The organism is Pseudomonas sp. FSL W5-0299 (genome assembly GCF_005930655.1).
Classification (GTDB): Bacteria; Pseudomonadota; Gammaproteobacteria; order Pseudomonadales; family Pseudomonadaceae; genus Aquipseudomonas; species Aquipseudomonas mandelii.
The window spans coordinates 94,294-111,546 of sequence record NZ_RXHX01000013.1; the positions used below are offsets into that span (position 1 = coordinate 94,294).

Genomic DNA, 17,253 nt, shown 5'->3' on the forward strand with positions numbered 1-17,253 from the left:
GCTCCCGCTGGGTTGCGAAGCAGCCCTGAAAATCTGCGAGCGCTTCGCACCCGAGCGGGAGCAAGCTCCCTCGCCACAAAGAACTACAGCGCCAGTTGGCGGCGGAGTTCGGCCAGCACCGGCGCTGTATCCGGCCGCACACCGCGCCACAGGAAAAACGCTTCTGCCGCTTGCTCAGCGAGCATCCCCAATCCATCCATCGACACCGCCGCACCGTGTTCAGTGGCCCAGCGGCAGAACGAGGTCGGCTCCTTGCCGTACATCATGTCGTAGCACACCGTCTTGCCCGGTTCGATCAGGCTGCTGGCAATCGGCGGTACATCGCCTGACAGACTCGCCGACGTCGCGTTAATGATCAGGTCCACCGACTCTTGCAGCCAGTCAAAACCGCTGGCCGACACCGGCCCCAGGTCCGCGAACAATTCCGCCAGCAACTCGGCTTTCTCGACGGTGCGGTTGGCGATAATTACCGAAGCGGGTTGCTCGGCCAGCAACGGCTCCAGCGCACCGCGCACCGCGCCGCCAGCGCCGAGCAGCAGGATGCGTTTGCCCTTGAGACTGAAACCGGCGTTGACCGTCAGGTCCCGCACCAGTCCGGCGCCGTCGGTGTTGTCACCCAACAACGTGCCATCGGCAAGTTTGCTCAGGGTGTTCACCGCGCCTGCCCGCTGCGCCCGTGCCGTCAGACTGTTGGCCAGGCGATAAGCCTCTTCCTTGAACGGCACCGTCACATTCGCCCCGCGACCTTCGAGGAAAAACGTCTTGGCGAAGTCGGAAAAGTCGTCGAGTGGCGCCAGCGAGGTGCTGTAGTCCAGTTGCTGAGCGGTCTGCTCGGCAAACAAGCGGTGGATCAGCGGCGACTTGCTGTGACCAATCGGGTTACCGAATACGACGTAACGGTCCATCAGAACTCCTCGTTCAGGCCTTGGCCAACCAATCGCGGTCTTGCAGGAAATAGTCGGTCAGGCGAGCTTCTTCGCTGCCCGGCTCGGCTTTCCAGTCGTAGCCCCAGCGGACTTGCGGGGGCAGGGACATGAGGATCGACTCGGTGCGCCCACCCGATTGCAGGCCGAACAGCGTGCCACGGTCGTAGACCAGGTTGAACTCGACGTAGCGGCCACGGCGAAATTCCTGGAATTCACGCTGTTTGGCGGTGAACGCATCGTTCTTGCGGCGCTGCACGATCGGCAGGTAGGCCTCGATGTAGGCGTCACCGATGGCGCGCATGAAGGCGAAGCTGGTGTCGAAGTCCCACTCGTTCAAGTCATCAAAAAACAGACCGCCGATGCCCCGTGGCTCGTGGCGATGCTTGATGTGGAAATAGCTGTCGCACCAGGCCTTGTAGCGCGGATAGACGTCCGAGCCGAACGGCGCACAGGCCTGCTCGGCGACGCGGTGCCAGTGCACGCAGTCTTCTTCGTTACCGTAATAAGGGGTCAGGTCGAAACCGCCGCCGAACCACCAGACCGGTTCTTCACCTTCTTTTTCAGCAATGAAAAAGCGCACGTTGGCATGGGAAGTCGGCACCTGCGGGTTGTGCGGGTGAATCACCAGCGACACGCCCAGGGCTTCGAAACCACGGCCGGCCAGTTCCGGGCGATGGGCGCTGGCGGAGGGTGGGAGCCCGCTGCCAAAGACGTGGGAAAAGTTGACTCCACCCTTTTCGATGACCGCGCCGTTTTCGATCACACGCGTGCGACCGCCACCGCCGGCAGGCCGGGTCCAGGCGTCTTCGACGAATGCCGTGCCGCCGTCTTCGGCTTCAAGGGCTGCGCAAATCCGGTCTTGCAGGTCGAGCAGGTAGGCTTTTACGGCCTCGGTGCGGGTCGTCATGTCATCACCTTGAATCGGGCAAAACTACGCGGCGCTCCATCGGAGCAGGGGCCGGCGCAAATGGGCGCGTAGCATAACATCGCAGATGGGCCTGCCGCAGTTGACGAAGGTCAAGCTTAGGAGTCCGATAGGGAGCTTCGCAAATGACCTAAGGAGAGTTCTGATGGCAAAGCGTATCCAGTTCCGCGCCCATGGCGGCCCCGAAGTGCTCGAGTATGTCGACTATCAACCCGCCGAGCCCGGCCCGCAGCAGGTTCGCGTGGTCAACAAGGCGATCGGCCTGAACTTCATCGACACTTACTACCGCAGTGGTCTCTATCCGCTGCCCGCCCTGCCATCGGGCCTGGGCTCGGAAGGTGCGGGCGTGGTCGAGGCGGTGGGCAGCGAAGTGACCCGGTTCAAGGTCGGCGATCGTGTGGCTTACGGCAGCGGCCCGTTGGGCGCCTACAGCGAGGTTCACGTTTTGCCGGAGGCCAACCTGGTGCACTTGCCGGACGCCATCAGTTTTGAACAGGCCGCCGGTGTGATGCTCAAGGGCCTGACCGTGCAATACCTGCTGCGTCAGACGTATGAACTCAAGGGTGGCGAAACCATCCTGTTCCATGCCGCCGCGGGCGGTGTCGGATCCCTGGCCTGCCAATGGGCGAGGGCCTTGGGAGTGAAGTTGATCGGCACGGTCAGCTCGCCGGAGAAAGCCGCACTGGCCAAAGCCAACGGCGCATGGGCGACTATCGATTACAGCCACGAAAACGTCGCACAACGGGTGCTGGAATTGACTGACGGAAAAAAAGTCCCGGTGGTGTACGACGGCGTCGGCAAGGACACCTGGCTAACGTCGCTCGATAGCGTGTCACCACGGGGCCTGGTGGTGAGCTTCGGCAATGCGTCCGGCGCAGTGGACGGGGTGAGCCTGGGGATTTTGGCGGCGAAGGGCTCGTTGTACGTGACCCGGCCGACGCTGGCGACCTACGCCAATAACGCAGAAAACCTGCAGCGCATGGCCGATGAGCTGTTCGAGATGATCATCAGCGGCAAACTTAAGGTGGACGTCAGCCAGAAGTATCCGTTGGCTGAGGCGGCGAAGGCGCAGACCGAGTTGTCGGCGCGGCGTACGACTGGCTCGACTGTTCTGCTGCCTTAACATCAAACTGTGGCGAGGGAGCTTGCTCCCGCTGGGCCGCGAAGCGGCCCCTCATATCTTTAAAAGAACGGGACTGCTGCGCAGTCCAGCGGGAGCAAGCTCCCTCGCCACAGGTATTACTGCGGGATTAATCCGGGCGAATGACGTTCCCGGTCGCGACATCGCGAATCACGCTCGGATTCTTGCGCCCACCCAGATTCCCGCCCAACACGTAGTCCACTTGCCCACGGAAATACTGCTCGACGCGTATTCGCGTCCGCGCCGCTGGCCGGCCCTGAGGGTTAGCCGAGGTCGACACCAGCGGCCCGACCACCGCGCACAGATCCCGCACCAGCGGGTGGTCGCTGACGCGCAGCGCTACGGTTTCATGCACGCCGGTAATCCACTGCGGCAACAGATTCTGATGCGGCACCAGCCAGGTATTCGGCCCCGGCCAAGTGCTGGCCATGCGGTCCATCCACAGTTCCGGGAAGTCTTCGAACAGGAAGTCGAACTGACGAATATTGTCGGCTACCAGAATCAGGCCCTTTTCCACAGACCGGCCTTTGATCATCAACAGACGATAGACCGCTTCTTCATCCCACGGATCGCAACCCAGGCCCCAGACCGCTTCGGTTGGATAGGCAATTACTGCCCCTGCGCGAACGGCTTGTGCGGCTTGTTGCACGCGCCAACTGTTGACCATGAAAAACTCTCCGGAATAAGGCTCTGCGCAGTTTACCGATCTTCCTTATAAAACCTAGCTCACCCGCGCAAACCAGCGCCCGCTTTCGCACACCGCCCGGCCGTCCATTTCCAGCTCCGTCAGCGCTGCCAGCACTTTGGACAAGGCCCAGCCACTGCTGACCGACAACGCTTCGCTGGTGTGGGGCGCGGCGTGAAGCAACAGGAGCAGTGGATGAGTAGGTGCTTGCAGCGTCTCTGTGGATAACGGCAACCGTTGCCAGCCGCGCAAGGCTTCGAGGATATGCTCGGTGGTTTCCACCAATACCGCACCGTCACGGATCAGCTGATGACAACCCTTGGCGCCAGGGTGGTGGATCGACCCTGGAATCGCATACACCTCGCGTCCTTGCTCCGCTGCCAGCCTCGCCGTTATCAATGAACCGCTGGCGACACTCGCTTCGACCACCAGCACCCCGAGGGATAAACCGCTGATGATCCGGTTGCGCCGGGGGAAGTTTCCGGCACTGGGGCCGGCGTCCAGCGGGAACTCGGAAAGCACTGCGCTGCCCGAGGCGATCATGGCGTCCGCCAGCCGCCGATTGCGCTGTGGATAAAACTTTTCAAGTCCCGTGCCAAGGACCCCGACCGTTCGCCCGCCCACGTCCAGCGCGGCTTGATGCGCGGCGGCATCGATGCCTAGCGCCAGACCGCTGGTGATGACGAAACCGGCGCCGGCCAGGCTGCGCGAAAACGCCGCCGCAGTGTCCATGCCCGGTCGCGAGGCGCGCCGACTGCCGACCATCGCCAATTGCGGTTTTTCCAGAATGTCGGGATCGCCTGCCACAAATAACAGCGGCGGCGCATCGCTGATTTCCGCCAGCAGCGCCGGGTACTCAGGCTGGTCCCACATCAACAAATGCTGGCCCGAGCGCTCTAGCCAGGCCAATGCGTGGGCCGCGCCATCGCGTACTTCATTGACGCGCCGTGCCTCGGCGCACGCCAGCGGCAAGCCCAGCGAACGCCAGGCGCTGGCGGGCGCGCTGATGGCTTTGGACGCCGAGCCGAAGGCTTCGAGCAATTTCTTGAAACGCGCCGGGCCGAGTTCTGGCAATCGGTGCAGACGTAAACGAGCTTCCAGTTCCGCAGGGGAAACCGGTGTGACGGCAGACAGCGACATGGATCATCCTTGATCGTTATGAGCCCCGTTCAAACGGGAATAAGCTGTGGATAACTCTGTTGGTAACTTGTGGAGCCTGCTTACGGATTTCGCACCTTATCCATCACCGCCAGCGAGCGCGATGCGTTGAGTACCAGCCCGTAACTGAGCTTGTCGTAAGTGCGGAACACCATCAGCAAACCGGCACGCTCATCGGGGATTTTCAGTGGCTGGCCAGTGATCCGGTCGCGTACGGTTTCACCGGTTTTCATCACCACCAGCACGTTGCCTTCGGCCAGGCCATCACGCTGACCTTTGTTCAGGGTAACCACATCCAGCGCGCCAATCTGGGTAACCCCGCGCGGCACATCGATGATCAAGCCATTGATCTCGGTTTTTGGCGCACTGGGCATGAAGGTCGAGTTGATGGACCGTTCTTCGCCGCTGAACAAACGGTCGCCGAGACGCACTTCCTGAGTCGTGCGTTGCAGTGCCAGGGTGGCGACGTCGCCCTCGGTGGCCACAATCTCGCCACCGCCGATGTCATCAGCATTGATCCCCAAAAACTCTTTGCTATCGGGATCGGTGTAGACCTTGCCCTGGCGGAAGATGCCGTAGACCGGCTGGTTCGGGTCGAAATGGCCACGGGCGAAAATGCGGTCACCGGTGCCACTGAGCACGCGTTCGGCATCGCCGGCGACGATATAAGGCGCCTTGTCGAAGTCCTCGACCTTGTCGACGATGCGGTTGCTCAGCAAAAAGCTGTTGATCGATTGCAGCGGAATGCTCGGGATCGCATCGGCCACCGGCGAGCTGCGCACCCGAGGCGAGAGCTTGATGGTGCCGCGCGAAGCCCCGCGATTGAGGGTCAGGCGGGGCTGGCCGTTGACATAGACCAGCGACAGCGAGTCGCCGGGATAGATGAGATTAGGGTTTTCGATCTGAGGATTGGCTTGCCACAGTTCCGGCCACTTCCACGGCTCCCGGAGGAATTTTCCGGAAATGTCCCAGAGAGTGTCACCCGTCACCACGGTGTATTGCTGTGGAAAACCTTCCTTGAGTTGCACTTGCCCGTGCGCCAAACCGGCCGAGGCCAGAAGGAGCAAGGCGAGTAGTGATTTCCTCATGCGGTGAATCCCTTTATTATGTGCGTTCGCGTGAAACGCCAGAGCCCTCGTGGCTCGCTCCTGACTCTTTGATAAAAGAAAAGGAGCTACGCTTCACAACGGTAGCCTGCATCTTCGGACCTGCCAGGCCATCGACCCGACTTTACCTCACACGTGCAGCAATTAAGCTTATGGCCATTTTAGACATCCTCGAATTTCCCGACTCGCGCCTGCGCACTATCGCCAAACCTGTGGCCGTAGTGGACGACGAAGTGCGTCAGTTGGTCGATGACATGTTTGAAACAATGTATGAAGCGCCAGGCATCGGCCTCGCCGCGACCCAGGTCAACGTGCACAAACGTATCGTCGTGATGGACCTCTCCGAAGACCGCAGCGAACCACGGGTGTTCATCAACCCCGAGTTCGAACCGCTGACCGACGAGATGGAGCAATACCAGGAAGGCTGCCTCTCGGTGCCGGGCTTCTACGAAAACGTCGATCGCCCGCAGAAGGTCAAGGTCAAGGCCCTGGACCGCGACGGCAAGCCTTACGAACTGATTGCCGAAGGTCTGCTCGCCGTGTGCATCCAGCACGAATGCGACCACCTCAACGGCAAATTGTTCGTCGACTACCTGTCGAACCTCAAACGCGACCGAATCAAGAAGAAACTGGAAAAGCTCCATCGCCAGAACGCTTGATGCCCTTCTTTCAAAGGCTTGCTGCGGCAAGCCTTTTTCTTTTCAGAGATTGCTCCCATGACTGAGCCACTGCGCATCGTCTTTGCCGGCACCCCGGAATTCGCCGCCGAACACCTCAAGGCCCTGCTCGCCAGCCCTTACGAAGTCGTCGCGGTTTACACCCAGCCGGACCGTCCGGCGGGCCGTGGGCAAAAGCTGATGCCAAGCCCGGTCAAGCAACTCGCACTGGAAAACAACATCCCGGTGTTGCAACCGCCAACGCTGCGCAACGAAGACGCCCAGGCTGAACTGGCCGCACTCAAGCCGGACTTGCTGGTGGTGGTCGCCTATGGCTTGATCCTGCCGCAAGCCGTGCTGGATATTCCGCGCCTGGGTTGCATCAACAGCCACGCTTCGCTGCTGCCACGCTGGCGCGGGGCGGCGCCGATCCAGCGTGCGGTCGAAGCAGGCGACAGTGAAAGCGGCGTGACCGTGATGCGCATGGAACTGGGCCTCGACACCGGGCCGATGCTGCTGAAAGTCACCACGCCGATCACCGCCGAAGACACCGGCGGCAGCCTCCACGACCGTCTCGCCGAAATGGGCCCACCGGCCGTGATCCAGGCGATTGCCGGCCTCGCCGCCGGAACGCTGGAAGGCGAAGTGCAGGATGACAGTCTTGCAACGTATGCTCACAAATTGAACAAAGACGAAGCACGCATCGACTGGAGCCGTCCGGCGGTTGAGCTGGAACGCCTGGTCCGCGCGTTCAACCCTTGGCCGATCACCCACAGCACGCTGAACGGCGAAGCGTTGAAAGTGCTGGCCGCGAGCCTCGCTGAAGGGCAGGGCGCACCGGGGCAAATCCTCAGCGCCAGCAAGGACGGCTTGCTCGTCGCCTGCGGTGAGCAAGCCCTATGCCTGACCCGTCTGCAATTGCCCGGGGGCAAGGCGCTGAACTTCAGCGACTTGTTCAACAGCCGTCGTGAGAAATTCGCCGTCGGCACCGTGCTCGGTCAAGCGGCGGACGCTCAATGAATCCACGTCTGGCCGCCGCCAAGGCACTTGCCGCTGTTCTTAACGGAAAAGCCTCACTCAACAGTTCGCTGCCGACACAAATGGACAAGGTTGAAGACCGTGATCGCGGCTTCACCCAGGATCTGGCCTTCGGCACGGCGCGCTGGCAACCACGTTTGTCGGCGTTGGCGGCCAAGCTGCTGCAGAAGCCGTTCAAGGCAGCGGATGCCGATGTCGAGGCGCTGCTGCTGGTCGGCCTCTATCAACTGCTCTACACCCGCGTCCCGGCCCACGCCGCCATCGGCGAAACCGTCGGTTGCGCCGACAAGCTGAAAAAACCTTGGGCCAAAGCCTTGCTCAACGCCGTGTTGCGCCGCGCCCAGCGTGAAAGCGAAGCGTTGCTGGCCGAGCTGGAACACGACCCGGTGGTGCGCACCGCCCACCCGCGCTGGCTGCAAAAATCCCTCAAGGCATTCTGGCCTGAGCAATGGGAAGCCATTTGCGCGGCGAACAATGCGCATCCACCGATGATTCTGCGGGTCAACCGCCGCCATCACGCCCGCGACGCTTACCTTGGGCTGCTGACTGAGGCCGGCATCGCCGCTACGCCGTGCGTCTACAGTCAGGACGGCATCATTCTCGAAGCTGCCGCCGACGTGCGCAGCCTGCCAGGCTTCGCCGAAGGCTGGATCAGCGTGCAGGACGAAGCGGCGCAATTGGCCGCCGACCTGCTCGACCTCGCGCCGGGCCAACGGGTACTGGATGCCTGCTGCGCACCGGGCGGCAAGACCTGCCACATCCTCGAAGCCGAGCCAAAACTGGCGGGCGTCGTGGCCGTGGATCTGGAAGCCAAGCGTCTGGTGCGCGTGCGCGAGAACCTCGCACGCCTGGGCCTGAGCGCCGAGCTGATCGCCGCCGACGGCCGCGACACGGCGACCTGGTGGGACGGCAAACCCTTCCAGCGCATTTTGCTGGATGCGCCATGCTCGGCGACTGGCGTGATCCGACGTCACCCCGACATCAAGCTGACTCGCCAACCGGATGACATCGCTGCACTCGCGGTGCTTCAGGGCGAGCTTTTGGACGCCATGTGGATAACTCTGGAAGTCGGCGGGATTCTGCTTTACGCCACCTGCTCCACGCTGCCGACCGAGAACACTGAAGTCATCGAAGCCTTCCTCGCTCGCACGCCGGGTGCGCGTGAACTGGACCTCGCCACGGCGGCCGGTATCAAGCAACCTCACGGTCGCCAGTTGCTGGCCCAGGAAGGCGGCCACGACGGGTTCTACTACGCCAAGCTGATCAAGATCGCCGCCGCGCGCGGTTAACCGGTTTATAAGGGAGTGACTGGATGAAAATCATCATCCTCGGCGCAGGCCAGGTCGGCGGTTCGCTGGCAGAACATCTGGCCAGCGAGGCCAACGACATTACCGTGGTCGACACCGACGGCGAACGCCTGCGCGACCTCGGCGATCGGCTGGACATCCGTACCGTGCAGGGCCGCGGCTCGTTGCCGACGGTGCTGCGTCAGGCCGGCGCGGACGATGCCGACATGCTGGTGGCAGTAACCAACAGCGACGAAACCAACATGGTGGCCTGTCAGGTCGCCCACACCCTGTTCCATACCCCGACCAAGATCGCCCGGGTCCGCGAAGCCGCGTACCTGACGCGCTCCGAGCTGTTCGATAACGAAGCGATTCCGGTGGACGTGCTGATCAGCCCGGAACAGGTTGTCACCAATTACATCAAGCGCCTGATCCAGCATCCGGGCGCGTTGCAGGTGATCGACTTCGCCGAAGGCAAAGCGCAACTGGTGGCGGTGAAGGCCTACTACGGCGGACCGTTGGTGGGCCAGCAACTGCGCCAGTTGCGGGAACACATGCCCAATGTTGAAACCCGGGTTGCAGCGATTTTCCGCCGCGATCGGCCGATCCTGCCCCAGGGCGATACGGTGATCGAGGCGGATGACGAAGTGTTTTTCATTGCCGCCAAGGCAAATATCCGCGCGGTGATGAGTGAAATGCGCCGTCTGGATGAAACCTACAAGCGCATCGTCATTGCCGGTGGCGGGCAGATCGGTGAACGCCTGGCCGAGGCGATCGAAAGCCGCTACCAAGTGAAGATCATCGAGATGAACCCGGCCCGCTGCCGCCATCTCTCGGACACCCTCGACAGCACCGTGGTGTTGCAGGGCAGTGCTTCCGACCGCGACTTGCTGATGGAAGAGAACATTGCCGACGCAGACATCTTCCTGGCCCTGACCAACGATGACGAAGCCAACATCATGTCCTCGCTGCTGGCCAAGCGCCTGGGTGCGAAGAAGGTGATGACGATCATCAACAATCCGGCTTACGTGGATTTGATCCAGGGCGGCGATATCGACATCGCCATCAGCCCGCAACTGGCAACCATCGGCACGCTGCTGGCCCACGTGCGGCGCGGCGATATCGTCAGCGTGCACTCATTGCGCCGCGGCGCGGCGGAGGCCATCGAGGCGATTGCCCATGGTGATGAAAAATCGAGCAAGGTGATTGGCAAGGCGATCCAGAACATCGGTTTGCCGCCGGGGACGACGATTGGCGCGATCATTCGTGATGAGGAAGTGATCATTGCGCATGACAACACGGTGATCGCGGCGGGCGACCATGTGATTTTGTTCCTTGTGGATAAGAAGCATATTCGGGATGTGGAGAAGCTGTTCCATGTGGGGCTCAGCTTCTTCTGATCAAGCTTTTTTGGCGTCTGCGCGGGCCTCTTCGCGAGCAGGCTCGCTCCCACAGTGGGATTTTCGCCGCACACCAAATTCGTGTTCACTGAAGATCAATTGTGGGAGCGAGCCTGCTCGCGAAGGCGGCCTCACTAAAACAGATCAACGCCTGACACACCTCAACAAGGAACCCCCCATGCTCGAATCCCTGGAAAAAATGCTCGCCAAGGGTGTGGATAACTCATTGCTGCGCTTCGGCCTGGGCAAGGGTTATCTGGATCTTGGGGAAAACGCCAAGGCCGCCGAGCATTTTCAGCGTTGCGTCGAGTTCGATCCAAAGTATTCGGCGGCCTGGAAGTTGTTAGGCAAGGCCCATCTGGCACTGGCCGACTTTCCAGCTGCGCGTCAGGCGTGGGAGCAGGGCCAGGAAGCCGCCCGTGCGCATGGCGACAAGCAGGCAGAGAAGGAGATGACGGTGTTTCTGAAGAAGCTTGAGCGTCAGGCGCACTGATCAGAGGTAACGCAGGCCGATGCCATCGGCGTCGACCAGCACCACTTCCATGCGCACTCGCGGCGCACCTGTGGGCAAGTCTTGTACCTGCCCATAAACCACCGCGCCTTTAGGCAACGACGACAAGCCCGGATGCTTGACGTAGACGCCCGTCGTCGAAAGGTTGCGGGTTTGGCCCAGGCATTCGCCGAAGGTTTCATGAGTGATCTTGATGCGAAACGATTTGCGGTGTTCGGACATCTTTTGCGCCCTTGTATGAACCGTTGTGGATAACCTGCCCCCTGTGGGAGCGAGGCTTGCCCGCGAAGAGGTCATTACATTCAACATTGATGCTGGATGCTATATCGCTTTCGCGGGCAAGCCTTGCTCCTACAAGTTATCCACAGATCATGCCAATCAACTCAATACCAACGCTCTTCACCGGGTGGCCGCTTCTTGAAGCGCTTCATGCTCCACATGTACTGGCTCGGATAGGCCCGCACATACCGCTCGACCACCTGGCTCATGGCTGCGCACGACGTTTCGGTATCGGTGCTGTACATGGCTTCGGGCGCGGCTTCCAGGATCACTTTGTAACCTGAACCGTCCGGCAGGCGCAGGGCATGCAAGAACACGCCGACCGCTTTACCGCCGGCGAGCATGTTCGGTACGAACTTGCTGGTCAGCGCCTGGGTGGCGAAAAAAGGTACGAATATCCCAGCGGATTCTGCTGGTTCCGGGTCAGCGGGAATACCCACTGCACCACCTTTGCGCACTTCCTTGATGACGCTGAGGATGCCTTCCTTTGTGGAAGCGGCCACGCGGTTACCCAATTGCACCCGCTGTTTGCGCAGCAGATCATCCACCGCTTTCAGTTTCGGCGGTCGGTAGAAAATGATCGGTTTGCACTGGTTGCAATAGAAGTGGTTCAACACTTCCCAATTACCCAGGTGGCTGGTGATGCCGACCACGCCCTTGCCGGAGGCGAGGGCGTCCTTCAACACATCGAGCCCTTCGACTTCACGCACCAGATCGATCGAACGCTGAGCCGGCCAGATCCAGGCGCAAGCGCTTTCGGTCAGTGACTTGCCGATGTCTTTCAGGCTCTGGCCGACCAGACGCTCGCGTTCAGCCGGGTCCATTTCGGGGAAGCACTTGGCGAGGTTGATCCGCACCACATCGCGGGAACGGTTGGGTGTTTTCCACATGACCCAGCCAATGGCCGAGCCCACGGCTTGCACTGCCCGCCACGGGAGCAGGGCAAACAGCCGCAGAGCGCCTACCAGCAAGGCGCCTTTAAACTTATCCACAGGTCACTCCTGATCTTGTGCGGTGCGCGAGGCGGCCATTCTAACCGCCGTTGGCGAGCTGAGCGTAGCGGTCGCAGTCTTGCGTGTGGTCCATGACCATGCCCGAGGCCTGCATCATCGCGTAGCAAATGGTCGGACCGACGAACGTGAAGCCGGCCTTTTTCAAGCCTTTGCTCATCTCCACCGCCGTCGGCGTGACCGCCGGCACTTCGGTGCGATCCTTGAAATGATTGATCACAGGCGTGCCGCCGACGAAGGACCAGAGAAACGTTACCGGGTCCTCCAGCGCCAGCCAGGCCTGGGCGTTGCGTCGGGCGGCGTTGAGTTTGAGGCGATTGCGAATAATGCCCGGATCGAGCATCAATTCATCGATTTCCGCGTCGCTCATCTGCGCCACCCGTTGTACGTCGAAGCCGAACAATACCTCGCGATATCGCTCACGTTTTCGCAGCACGGTGATCCAGGAAAGGCCGGCCTGGAACCCTTCGAGCAAAAGCAACTCGAACAAACCCTGCGCATCGCGTAGCGGCGTGCCCCACTCCTGATCGTGATAAGCCATGTACAGCGGATCTTCGGAACACCAAAAGCAGCGTGGCATAAGGCTCCAGGGGGCGTGCGCAGGACCGAATCGGGTATACTCCCGCTCTTTAAATCGCAGCCCAAGAAACAGGTGAATTTCGTGAGCCAGCCTACGCCAGCCGTGCGTACCTTCCAAGACTTGATCCTCGCCCTCCAGCAATACTGGGCCGAGCAAGGTTGTGTGGTACTTCAGCCCTACGATATGGAAGTAGGCGCCGGCACTTTCCACACCGCTACATTCCTGCGCGCCATTGGCCCGGAAACCTGGAACGCCGCTTATGTGCAGCCCAGTCGTCGCCCGACTGACGGCCGCTACGGCGAAAACCCGAATCGTCTGCAGCACTACTACCAGTTCCAGGTAGTCCTGAAGCCGAACCCGGACAACTTCCAGGAACTGTACCTGGGCTCCCTCAAGCACGTCGGCCTGGACCCGTTGGTCCACGACATTCGCTTCGTCGAAGACAACTGGGAATCGCCGACACTGGGCGCCTGGGGTCTGGGCTGGGAAGTCTGGCTCAACGGCATGGAAGTGACGCAGTTCACTTACTTCCAGCAAGCGGGCGGCATCGAGTGCTACCCGGTGACCGGCGAGATCACTTACGGTCTGGAACGTCTGGCCATGTACCTGCAAGGCGTGGACTCGGTCTACGACCTGGTCTGGGCTGACGGTCCGTTCGGTAAAGTGACTTACGGCGACGTGTTCCACCAGAACGAAGTGGAGCAGTCGACCTACAACTTCGAACACGCCAACGTCGAGAAGCTGTTCGAACTGTTCGACTTCTACGAAAGCGAAGCCAAGCGCCTGATCGAACTCGACCAGCCGCTGCCATTGCCGAGCTACGAAATGGTGTTGAAGGCCTCCCATACCTTCAACCTGCTGGATGCGCGCCGGGCGATCTCGGTGACCGCGCGTCAGCAATACATTCTGCGTGTGCGCACCCTGGCGCGTTCCGTTGCGCAAGCCTACCTGCTGGCTCGCGCCAAGCTGGGCTTCCCGATGGCGACCCCGGACCTGCGTGACGAAGTACTGGCCAAGCTGGAGGCTGCACAATGAGTGCTCAAGATTTTCTGGTTGAACTGGGCACCGAAGAACTGCCACCCAAAGCCCTGAACACCCTGGCCGACGCGTTCCTGGCCGGTATCGACAAGGGCTTGCAAGCCGCGGGCCTGAACTACGAGACCAAAACCGTCTACGCCGCACCACGTCGTCTGGCTGTGCTGATCACCTCGCTGGCGACTCAGCAGCCGGATCGCAGCATCAACCTCGACGGCCCGCCACGTCAGGCCGCGTTCGATGCCGAAGGCAACCCGACTCAAGCAGCACTGGGCTTCGCCAAGAAATGCGGCGTCGACCTGAGCGAAATCGATCAAAGCGGCCCGAAACTGCGTTACAGCCAAAGCATCGCCGGCAAGCCGACTGCGAGCCTGCTGCCGACCATCGTTGAAGATTCGCTGAACGACCTGCCGATCCCCAAGCGCATGCGCTGGGGTGCTCGCAAGGAAGAATTCGTTCGTCCGACCCAATGGCTGGTAATGCTGCTCGGTGACCAGGTCATCGATTGCACGATCCTCGCCCAGAAGTCCGGTCGTGACTCCCGTGGTCACCGCTTCCATCACCCGGAAAGCGTGCGTATCACTTCGCCGGCCAATTACCTGAGCGACCTGCGTGCCGCCTACGTACTGGCCGATGCCAACGAGCGTCGCGAGCTGATCAGCAAACGCACCGAAGAGCTGGCGACGATGCAGGAAGGTACTGCCATCGTTCCCCCAGCCTTGCTCGACGAAGTGACCGCGCTGGTCGAATGGCCGGTGCCGCTGGTGTGCTCGTTCGAGGAACGTTTCCTCGACGTGCCACAAGAAGCCCTGATCACCACCATGCAGGACAACCAGAAGTACTTCTGCCTGCTGGATGCCGACGGCAAGTTGCTGCCACGTTTCATCACCGTGGCCAACATCGAAAGCAAAGACCCGCAACAGATCATCGCCGGTAACGAGAAAGTGGTTCGTCCACGCCTGACCGACGCCGAGTTCTTCTTCAAGCAAGACAAGAAGCAGAAACTCGAAGACTTCAACTTGCGCCTGCAGAACGTGGTGTTCCAGGAAAAACTCGGCAGCGTCTACGACAAGGCCGAGCGCGTTTCCAAACTGGCCGCGTTCATCGCGCAACGCATTGGCGGCAACGCAGCCTGGGCTTCCCGTGCCGGCCTGCTGTCCAAGTGCGACCTGTCGACCGAGATGGTCGGTGAGTTCCCGGAGATGCAAGGCGTCGCCGGTTACTACTACGCCCTCAACGATGGCGAGCCGGAAGAAGTCGCACTGGCCCTGAATGAGCAGTACATGCCGCGCGGTGCCGGTGCTGAACTGCCGACCACCCTGACCGGTGCGGCCGTGGCCATCGCCGACAAGCTCGATACCCTGGTCGGTATCTTCGGCATCGGCATGCTGCCAACCGGCAGCAAAGATCCGTACGCCCTGCGTCGTGCAGCACTCGGCGTGTTGCGCATCCTGATCGACAAGAAGCTCGACCTCGACCTGAACGACGCCGTGGCATTTGCTGTGAACGCGTTCGGTACCAAGGTCAAGGCTGCCGGCCTCAACGATTCTGTGCTGGAATTCATCTTCGACCGTCTGCGTGCCCGTTACGAAGACGAAGGCGTGGATGTCGGGACTTACCTGTCGGTCCGTGCCCTGAAACCGGGTTCTGCCCTGGACTTCGATCAGCGCGTACAAGCCGTGGAAGCGTTCCGCAAATTGCCGGAAGCCGCAGCCCTGGCCGCAGTGAACAAACGCGTTTCGAACTTGCTGAGCAAGGTCGAAGGCTCCATTCCTTCGGTCGTGGAAGCCAAGTACTTCGACAATGCCAACGAGTTCTCCCTGTACTCGGCGATCCAGCAGGCTGACCAGGCTGTACAGCCAATGGCCGCTGCCCGTCAGTACAGCGAATCGCTGGCCCGTCTGGCTGCCTTGCGCGAGCCGGTGGATGCGTTCTTCGAGGCCGTGATGGTCAACGCTGAAGACGCCAAGGTCCGCGCCAACCGTTACGCATTGCTGGCGCGTCTGCGTGGACTGTTCCTCGGCGTTGCCGACATTTCGATGCTGGGCTGAGGGACTGCTGTTGAAACTGCTGATTCTCGATCGGGACGGGGTGATCAATTACGACTCCGACGCTTACATCAAGTCGGTGGAGGAGTGGATTCCGCTCCCCGGTTCGATCGAAGCCATCGCGCAGTTGAGCAAGGCCGGCTGGACGGTGGCGGTGGCTACCAACCAGTCGGGCATCGCTCGCGGCTATTATGACATCGCTACCCTGGACGCTATGCACGAGCGCTTGCGTTCGTTGGTGGCGGAGCAGGGCGGCGAGGTCGGGCTGATTGTCTACTGCCCGCACGGGCCGGACGACGGCTGCGATTGCCGCAAGCCAAAACCCGGGATGTTGAAAACCATCGCCGCTCATTACAACGTATCGCTGACTCATCTATGGTTCGTCGGCGATACCCTTGGTGACCTGGAAGCCGCCAAAGCCGTCGACTCTCAGCCAGTTTTGGTAAAGACCGGGAAAGGCGAAAAGACTCTGGGCAAGACCCTGCCGGTGGGCACCTTGATTTTTGACGATCTTGCGGCGATTGCCGCAGAACTTATCCACAATTAGAGTGCTTCGATTGTTCCTGACCAAGGATTGATCGGGAGTGCGCTTGAATAGGCGGGCAGTGCCCGCAACGGTAAATGTCGCCATGTCGATACTGCAGGCCATCAGAACCTTCCTCTTTTACCTGCTGCTGGGCACCAGCTCCTTGCTTTGGTGCAGCCTGAGCTTTTTAATCGCGCCGTTTCTGCCGTTCAAGGCGCGGTATCGCTTCATCAATGTGTACTGGTGCCGTTGCGCCTTGTGGCTGAGCAAAGTCTTTCTGGGCATCAGCTACGAAGTAAGGGGCGCCGAGAACGTGCCTGACCAGCCCTGCGTGATTCAGTCGAACCACCAGAGCACCTGGGAGACCTTCTTTCTCTCTGCCTACTTCGAGCCATTGAGCCAAGTGCTCAAGCGCTCATTACTGTTCGTGCCATTCTTCGGCTGGGCCATGGCCATGTTGCGACCGATCGCTATCGACCGCGACAATCCGAAAGCTGCGCTCAAGCATGTGGCGAAGAAGGGACATGAATTGCTGAAGGATGGCGTCTGGGTGCTGATCTTCCCCGAAGGGACTCGCGTTCCTTATGGCACCATCGGCAAGTTCTCACGCGGTGGCACCGCATTGGCGGTCAATGCCGCACTTCCAGTCCTGCCGATTGCGCACAATGCCGGCAAGTTCTGGCCGAAAACCGGTTGGGCGAAGAAGCAGGGCGTCATCACCGTGATCATTGGCGAGCCGATGTACGCCGTGGGCAGTGGGCCGCGCGCCATTGCCGATCTGAATGACCGTGTGCAGAGCTGGAACGAACAGATGCAGCGGGAAATGGGTTCGCTGCCAGCCGCCCCAGCTGCCCCCTCGGCCAACGATCAAGTGGCTGTCTGAGATTCTGTGGATAACCTGTGTACCGTTTTACCGAAAATTAACGTTTTGTGATCGTATCTT

General features: G+C 60.8%; 18 protein-coding genes. 10 read left to right on the forward strand and 8 right to left on the reverse strand.

The annotated features are described in order from the left end of the window. Positions 1-83 precede the first annotated feature (83 nt). Positions 84-905: a shikimate dehydrogenase gene (gene aroE / locus FHL16_RS17690; RefSeq protein ID WP_010465531.1), complete on the reverse strand. Its 822-nt coding sequence runs from the start codon at positions 903-905 to the stop codon at positions 84-86. Positions 906-918: 13 nt separating this feature from the next. Continuing rightward, entirely contained in the window at positions 919-1,833 is a 915-nt protein-coding gene (gene hemF, locus FHL16_RS17695) for an oxygen-dependent coproporphyrinogen oxidase (protein WP_077748842.1), read from the reverse strand. 163 nt (positions 1,834-1,996) lie between these two features. Between hemF and FHL16_RS17700 the strand changes: the two genes are divergently transcribed. Further along, a complete protein-coding gene (locus FHL16_RS17700) occupies positions 1,997-2,974 on the forward strand; it encodes an NADPH:quinone reductase (protein ID WP_077748843.1) in 978 nt (325 codons plus the stop codon). Positions 2,975-3,101: 127 nt separating this feature from the next. Here FHL16_RS17700 and FHL16_RS17705 read toward each other — a convergent pair whose 3' ends face one another. The 3 genes from FHL16_RS17705 to FHL16_RS17715 form a co-directional block, all read right to left on the reverse strand. Beyond that, complete coding sequence (locus FHL16_RS17705) at positions 3,102-3,659, reverse strand: L-threonylcarbamoyladenylate synthase (RefSeq protein WP_010465525.1); 558 nt, start codon at positions 3,657-3,659, stop codon at positions 3,102-3,104. 54 nt (positions 3,660-3,713) lie between these two features. Beyond that, complete coding sequence (gene dprA, locus FHL16_RS17710) at positions 3,714-4,817, reverse strand: DNA-processing protein DprA (RefSeq protein ID WP_010465523.1); 1,104 nt, start codon at positions 4,815-4,817, stop codon at positions 3,714-3,716. An 80-nt stretch (positions 4,818-4,897) separates the two neighbouring features. Continuing rightward, on the reverse strand, positions 4,898-5,923 hold the full coding sequence (locus tag FHL16_RS17715) for a LysM peptidoglycan-binding domain-containing protein (RefSeq protein WP_010465521.1): 1,026 nt from the start codon (positions 5,921-5,923) through the stop codon (positions 4,898-4,900). 170 nt (positions 5,924-6,093) lie between these two features. Between FHL16_RS17715 and def the strand changes: the two genes are divergently transcribed. From def to FHL16_RS17740, 5 genes are all read left to right on the forward strand, one after another. Then, positions 6,094-6,600, forward strand: a complete 507-nt coding sequence (gene def, locus FHL16_RS17720; RefSeq protein ID WP_010465519.1) for a peptide deformylase — start codon at positions 6,094-6,096, stop codon at positions 6,598-6,600. A gap of 57 nt (positions 6,601-6,657) precedes the next feature. Further along, complete coding sequence (fmt, locus tag FHL16_RS17725; RefSeq protein ID WP_077748844.1) at positions 6,658-7,617, forward strand: methionyl-tRNA formyltransferase; 960 nt, start codon at positions 6,658-6,660, stop codon at positions 7,615-7,617. Further along, positions 7,614-8,924 (forward strand): 16S rRNA (cytosine(967)-C(5))-methyltransferase RsmB, encoded by a 1,311-nt coding sequence (gene rsmB / locus FHL16_RS17730; protein ID WP_010465515.1) that lies wholly within the window; start codon positions 7,614-7,616, stop codon positions 8,922-8,924. Before fmt ends, rsmB begins: the two co-directional genes overlap by 4 nt. A gap of 23 nt (positions 8,925-8,947) precedes the next feature. Further along, positions 8,948-10,321, forward strand: coding sequence for a Trk system potassium transporter TrkA (gene trkA / locus FHL16_RS17735; protein ID WP_010465514.1), 1,374 nt, complete (start codon positions 8,948-8,950; stop codon positions 10,319-10,321). A gap of 178 nt (positions 10,322-10,499) precedes the next feature. Beyond that, on the forward strand, positions 10,500-10,814 hold the full coding sequence (locus FHL16_RS17740; RefSeq protein WP_077748845.1) for a tetratricopeptide repeat protein: 315 nt from the start codon (positions 10,500-10,502) through the stop codon (positions 10,812-10,814). Here FHL16_RS17740 and FHL16_RS17745 read toward each other — a convergent pair whose 3' ends face one another. The 3 genes from FHL16_RS17745 to tag all read right to left on the reverse strand — a co-directional run bounded on the left by FHL16_RS17745 (position 10,815) and on the right by tag (position 12,701). After that, positions 10,815-11,054, reverse strand: a complete 240-nt coding sequence (locus FHL16_RS17745) for a PilZ domain-containing protein (protein ID WP_077748846.1) — start codon at positions 11,052-11,054, stop codon at positions 10,815-10,817. It lies immediately after the preceding gene. Positions 11,055-11,215: 161 nt separating this feature from the next. Then, positions 11,216-12,103, reverse strand: coding sequence for a lysophospholipid acyltransferase (locus tag FHL16_RS17750; protein WP_010465508.1), 888 nt, complete (start codon positions 12,101-12,103; stop codon positions 11,216-11,218). A gap of 40 nt (positions 12,104-12,143) precedes the next feature. Then, positions 12,144-12,701 (reverse strand): DNA-3-methyladenine glycosylase I, encoded by a 558-nt coding sequence (gene tag, locus FHL16_RS17755; RefSeq protein WP_077748847.1) that lies wholly within the window; start codon positions 12,699-12,701, stop codon positions 12,144-12,146. An 81-nt stretch (positions 12,702-12,782) separates the two neighbouring features. On the opposite strand from tag, the gene glyQ reads away from it, so the two are divergent. The 4 genes from glyQ to FHL16_RS17775 all read left to right on the forward strand — a co-directional run bounded on the left by glyQ (position 12,783) and on the right by FHL16_RS17775 (position 17,193). Beyond that, the gene (gene glyQ / locus FHL16_RS17760) at positions 12,783-13,736 is read left to right on the forward strand and encodes a glycine--tRNA ligase subunit alpha (RefSeq protein ID WP_003213601.1); all 954 of its coding nucleotides are present in this window, start codon (positions 12,783-12,785) and stop codon (positions 13,734-13,736) included. Beyond that, complete coding sequence (gene glyS, locus FHL16_RS17765; protein ID WP_077748848.1) at positions 13,733-15,787, forward strand: glycine--tRNA ligase subunit beta; 2,055 nt, start codon at positions 13,733-13,735, stop codon at positions 15,785-15,787. The genes glyQ and glyS overlap by 4 nt, the downstream gene beginning before the upstream one ends. 4 nt (positions 15,788-15,791) lie before the next feature. Further along, positions 15,792-16,331 (forward strand): D-glycero-beta-D-manno-heptose 1,7-bisphosphate 7-phosphatase, encoded by a 540-nt coding sequence (gene gmhB / locus FHL16_RS17770; protein WP_167362290.1) that lies wholly within the window; start codon positions 15,792-15,794, stop codon positions 16,329-16,331. A gap of 82 nt (positions 16,332-16,413) precedes the next feature. Next, positions 16,414-17,193 carry a lysophospholipid acyltransferase family protein gene (locus FHL16_RS17775; RefSeq protein ID WP_010465499.1) on the forward strand — a complete coding sequence of 260 codons (780 nt, stop codon included), beginning with the start codon at positions 16,414-16,416 and terminating at the stop codon, positions 17,191-17,193. The last annotated feature ends 60 nt before the right edge of the window (positions 17,194-17,253 follow it).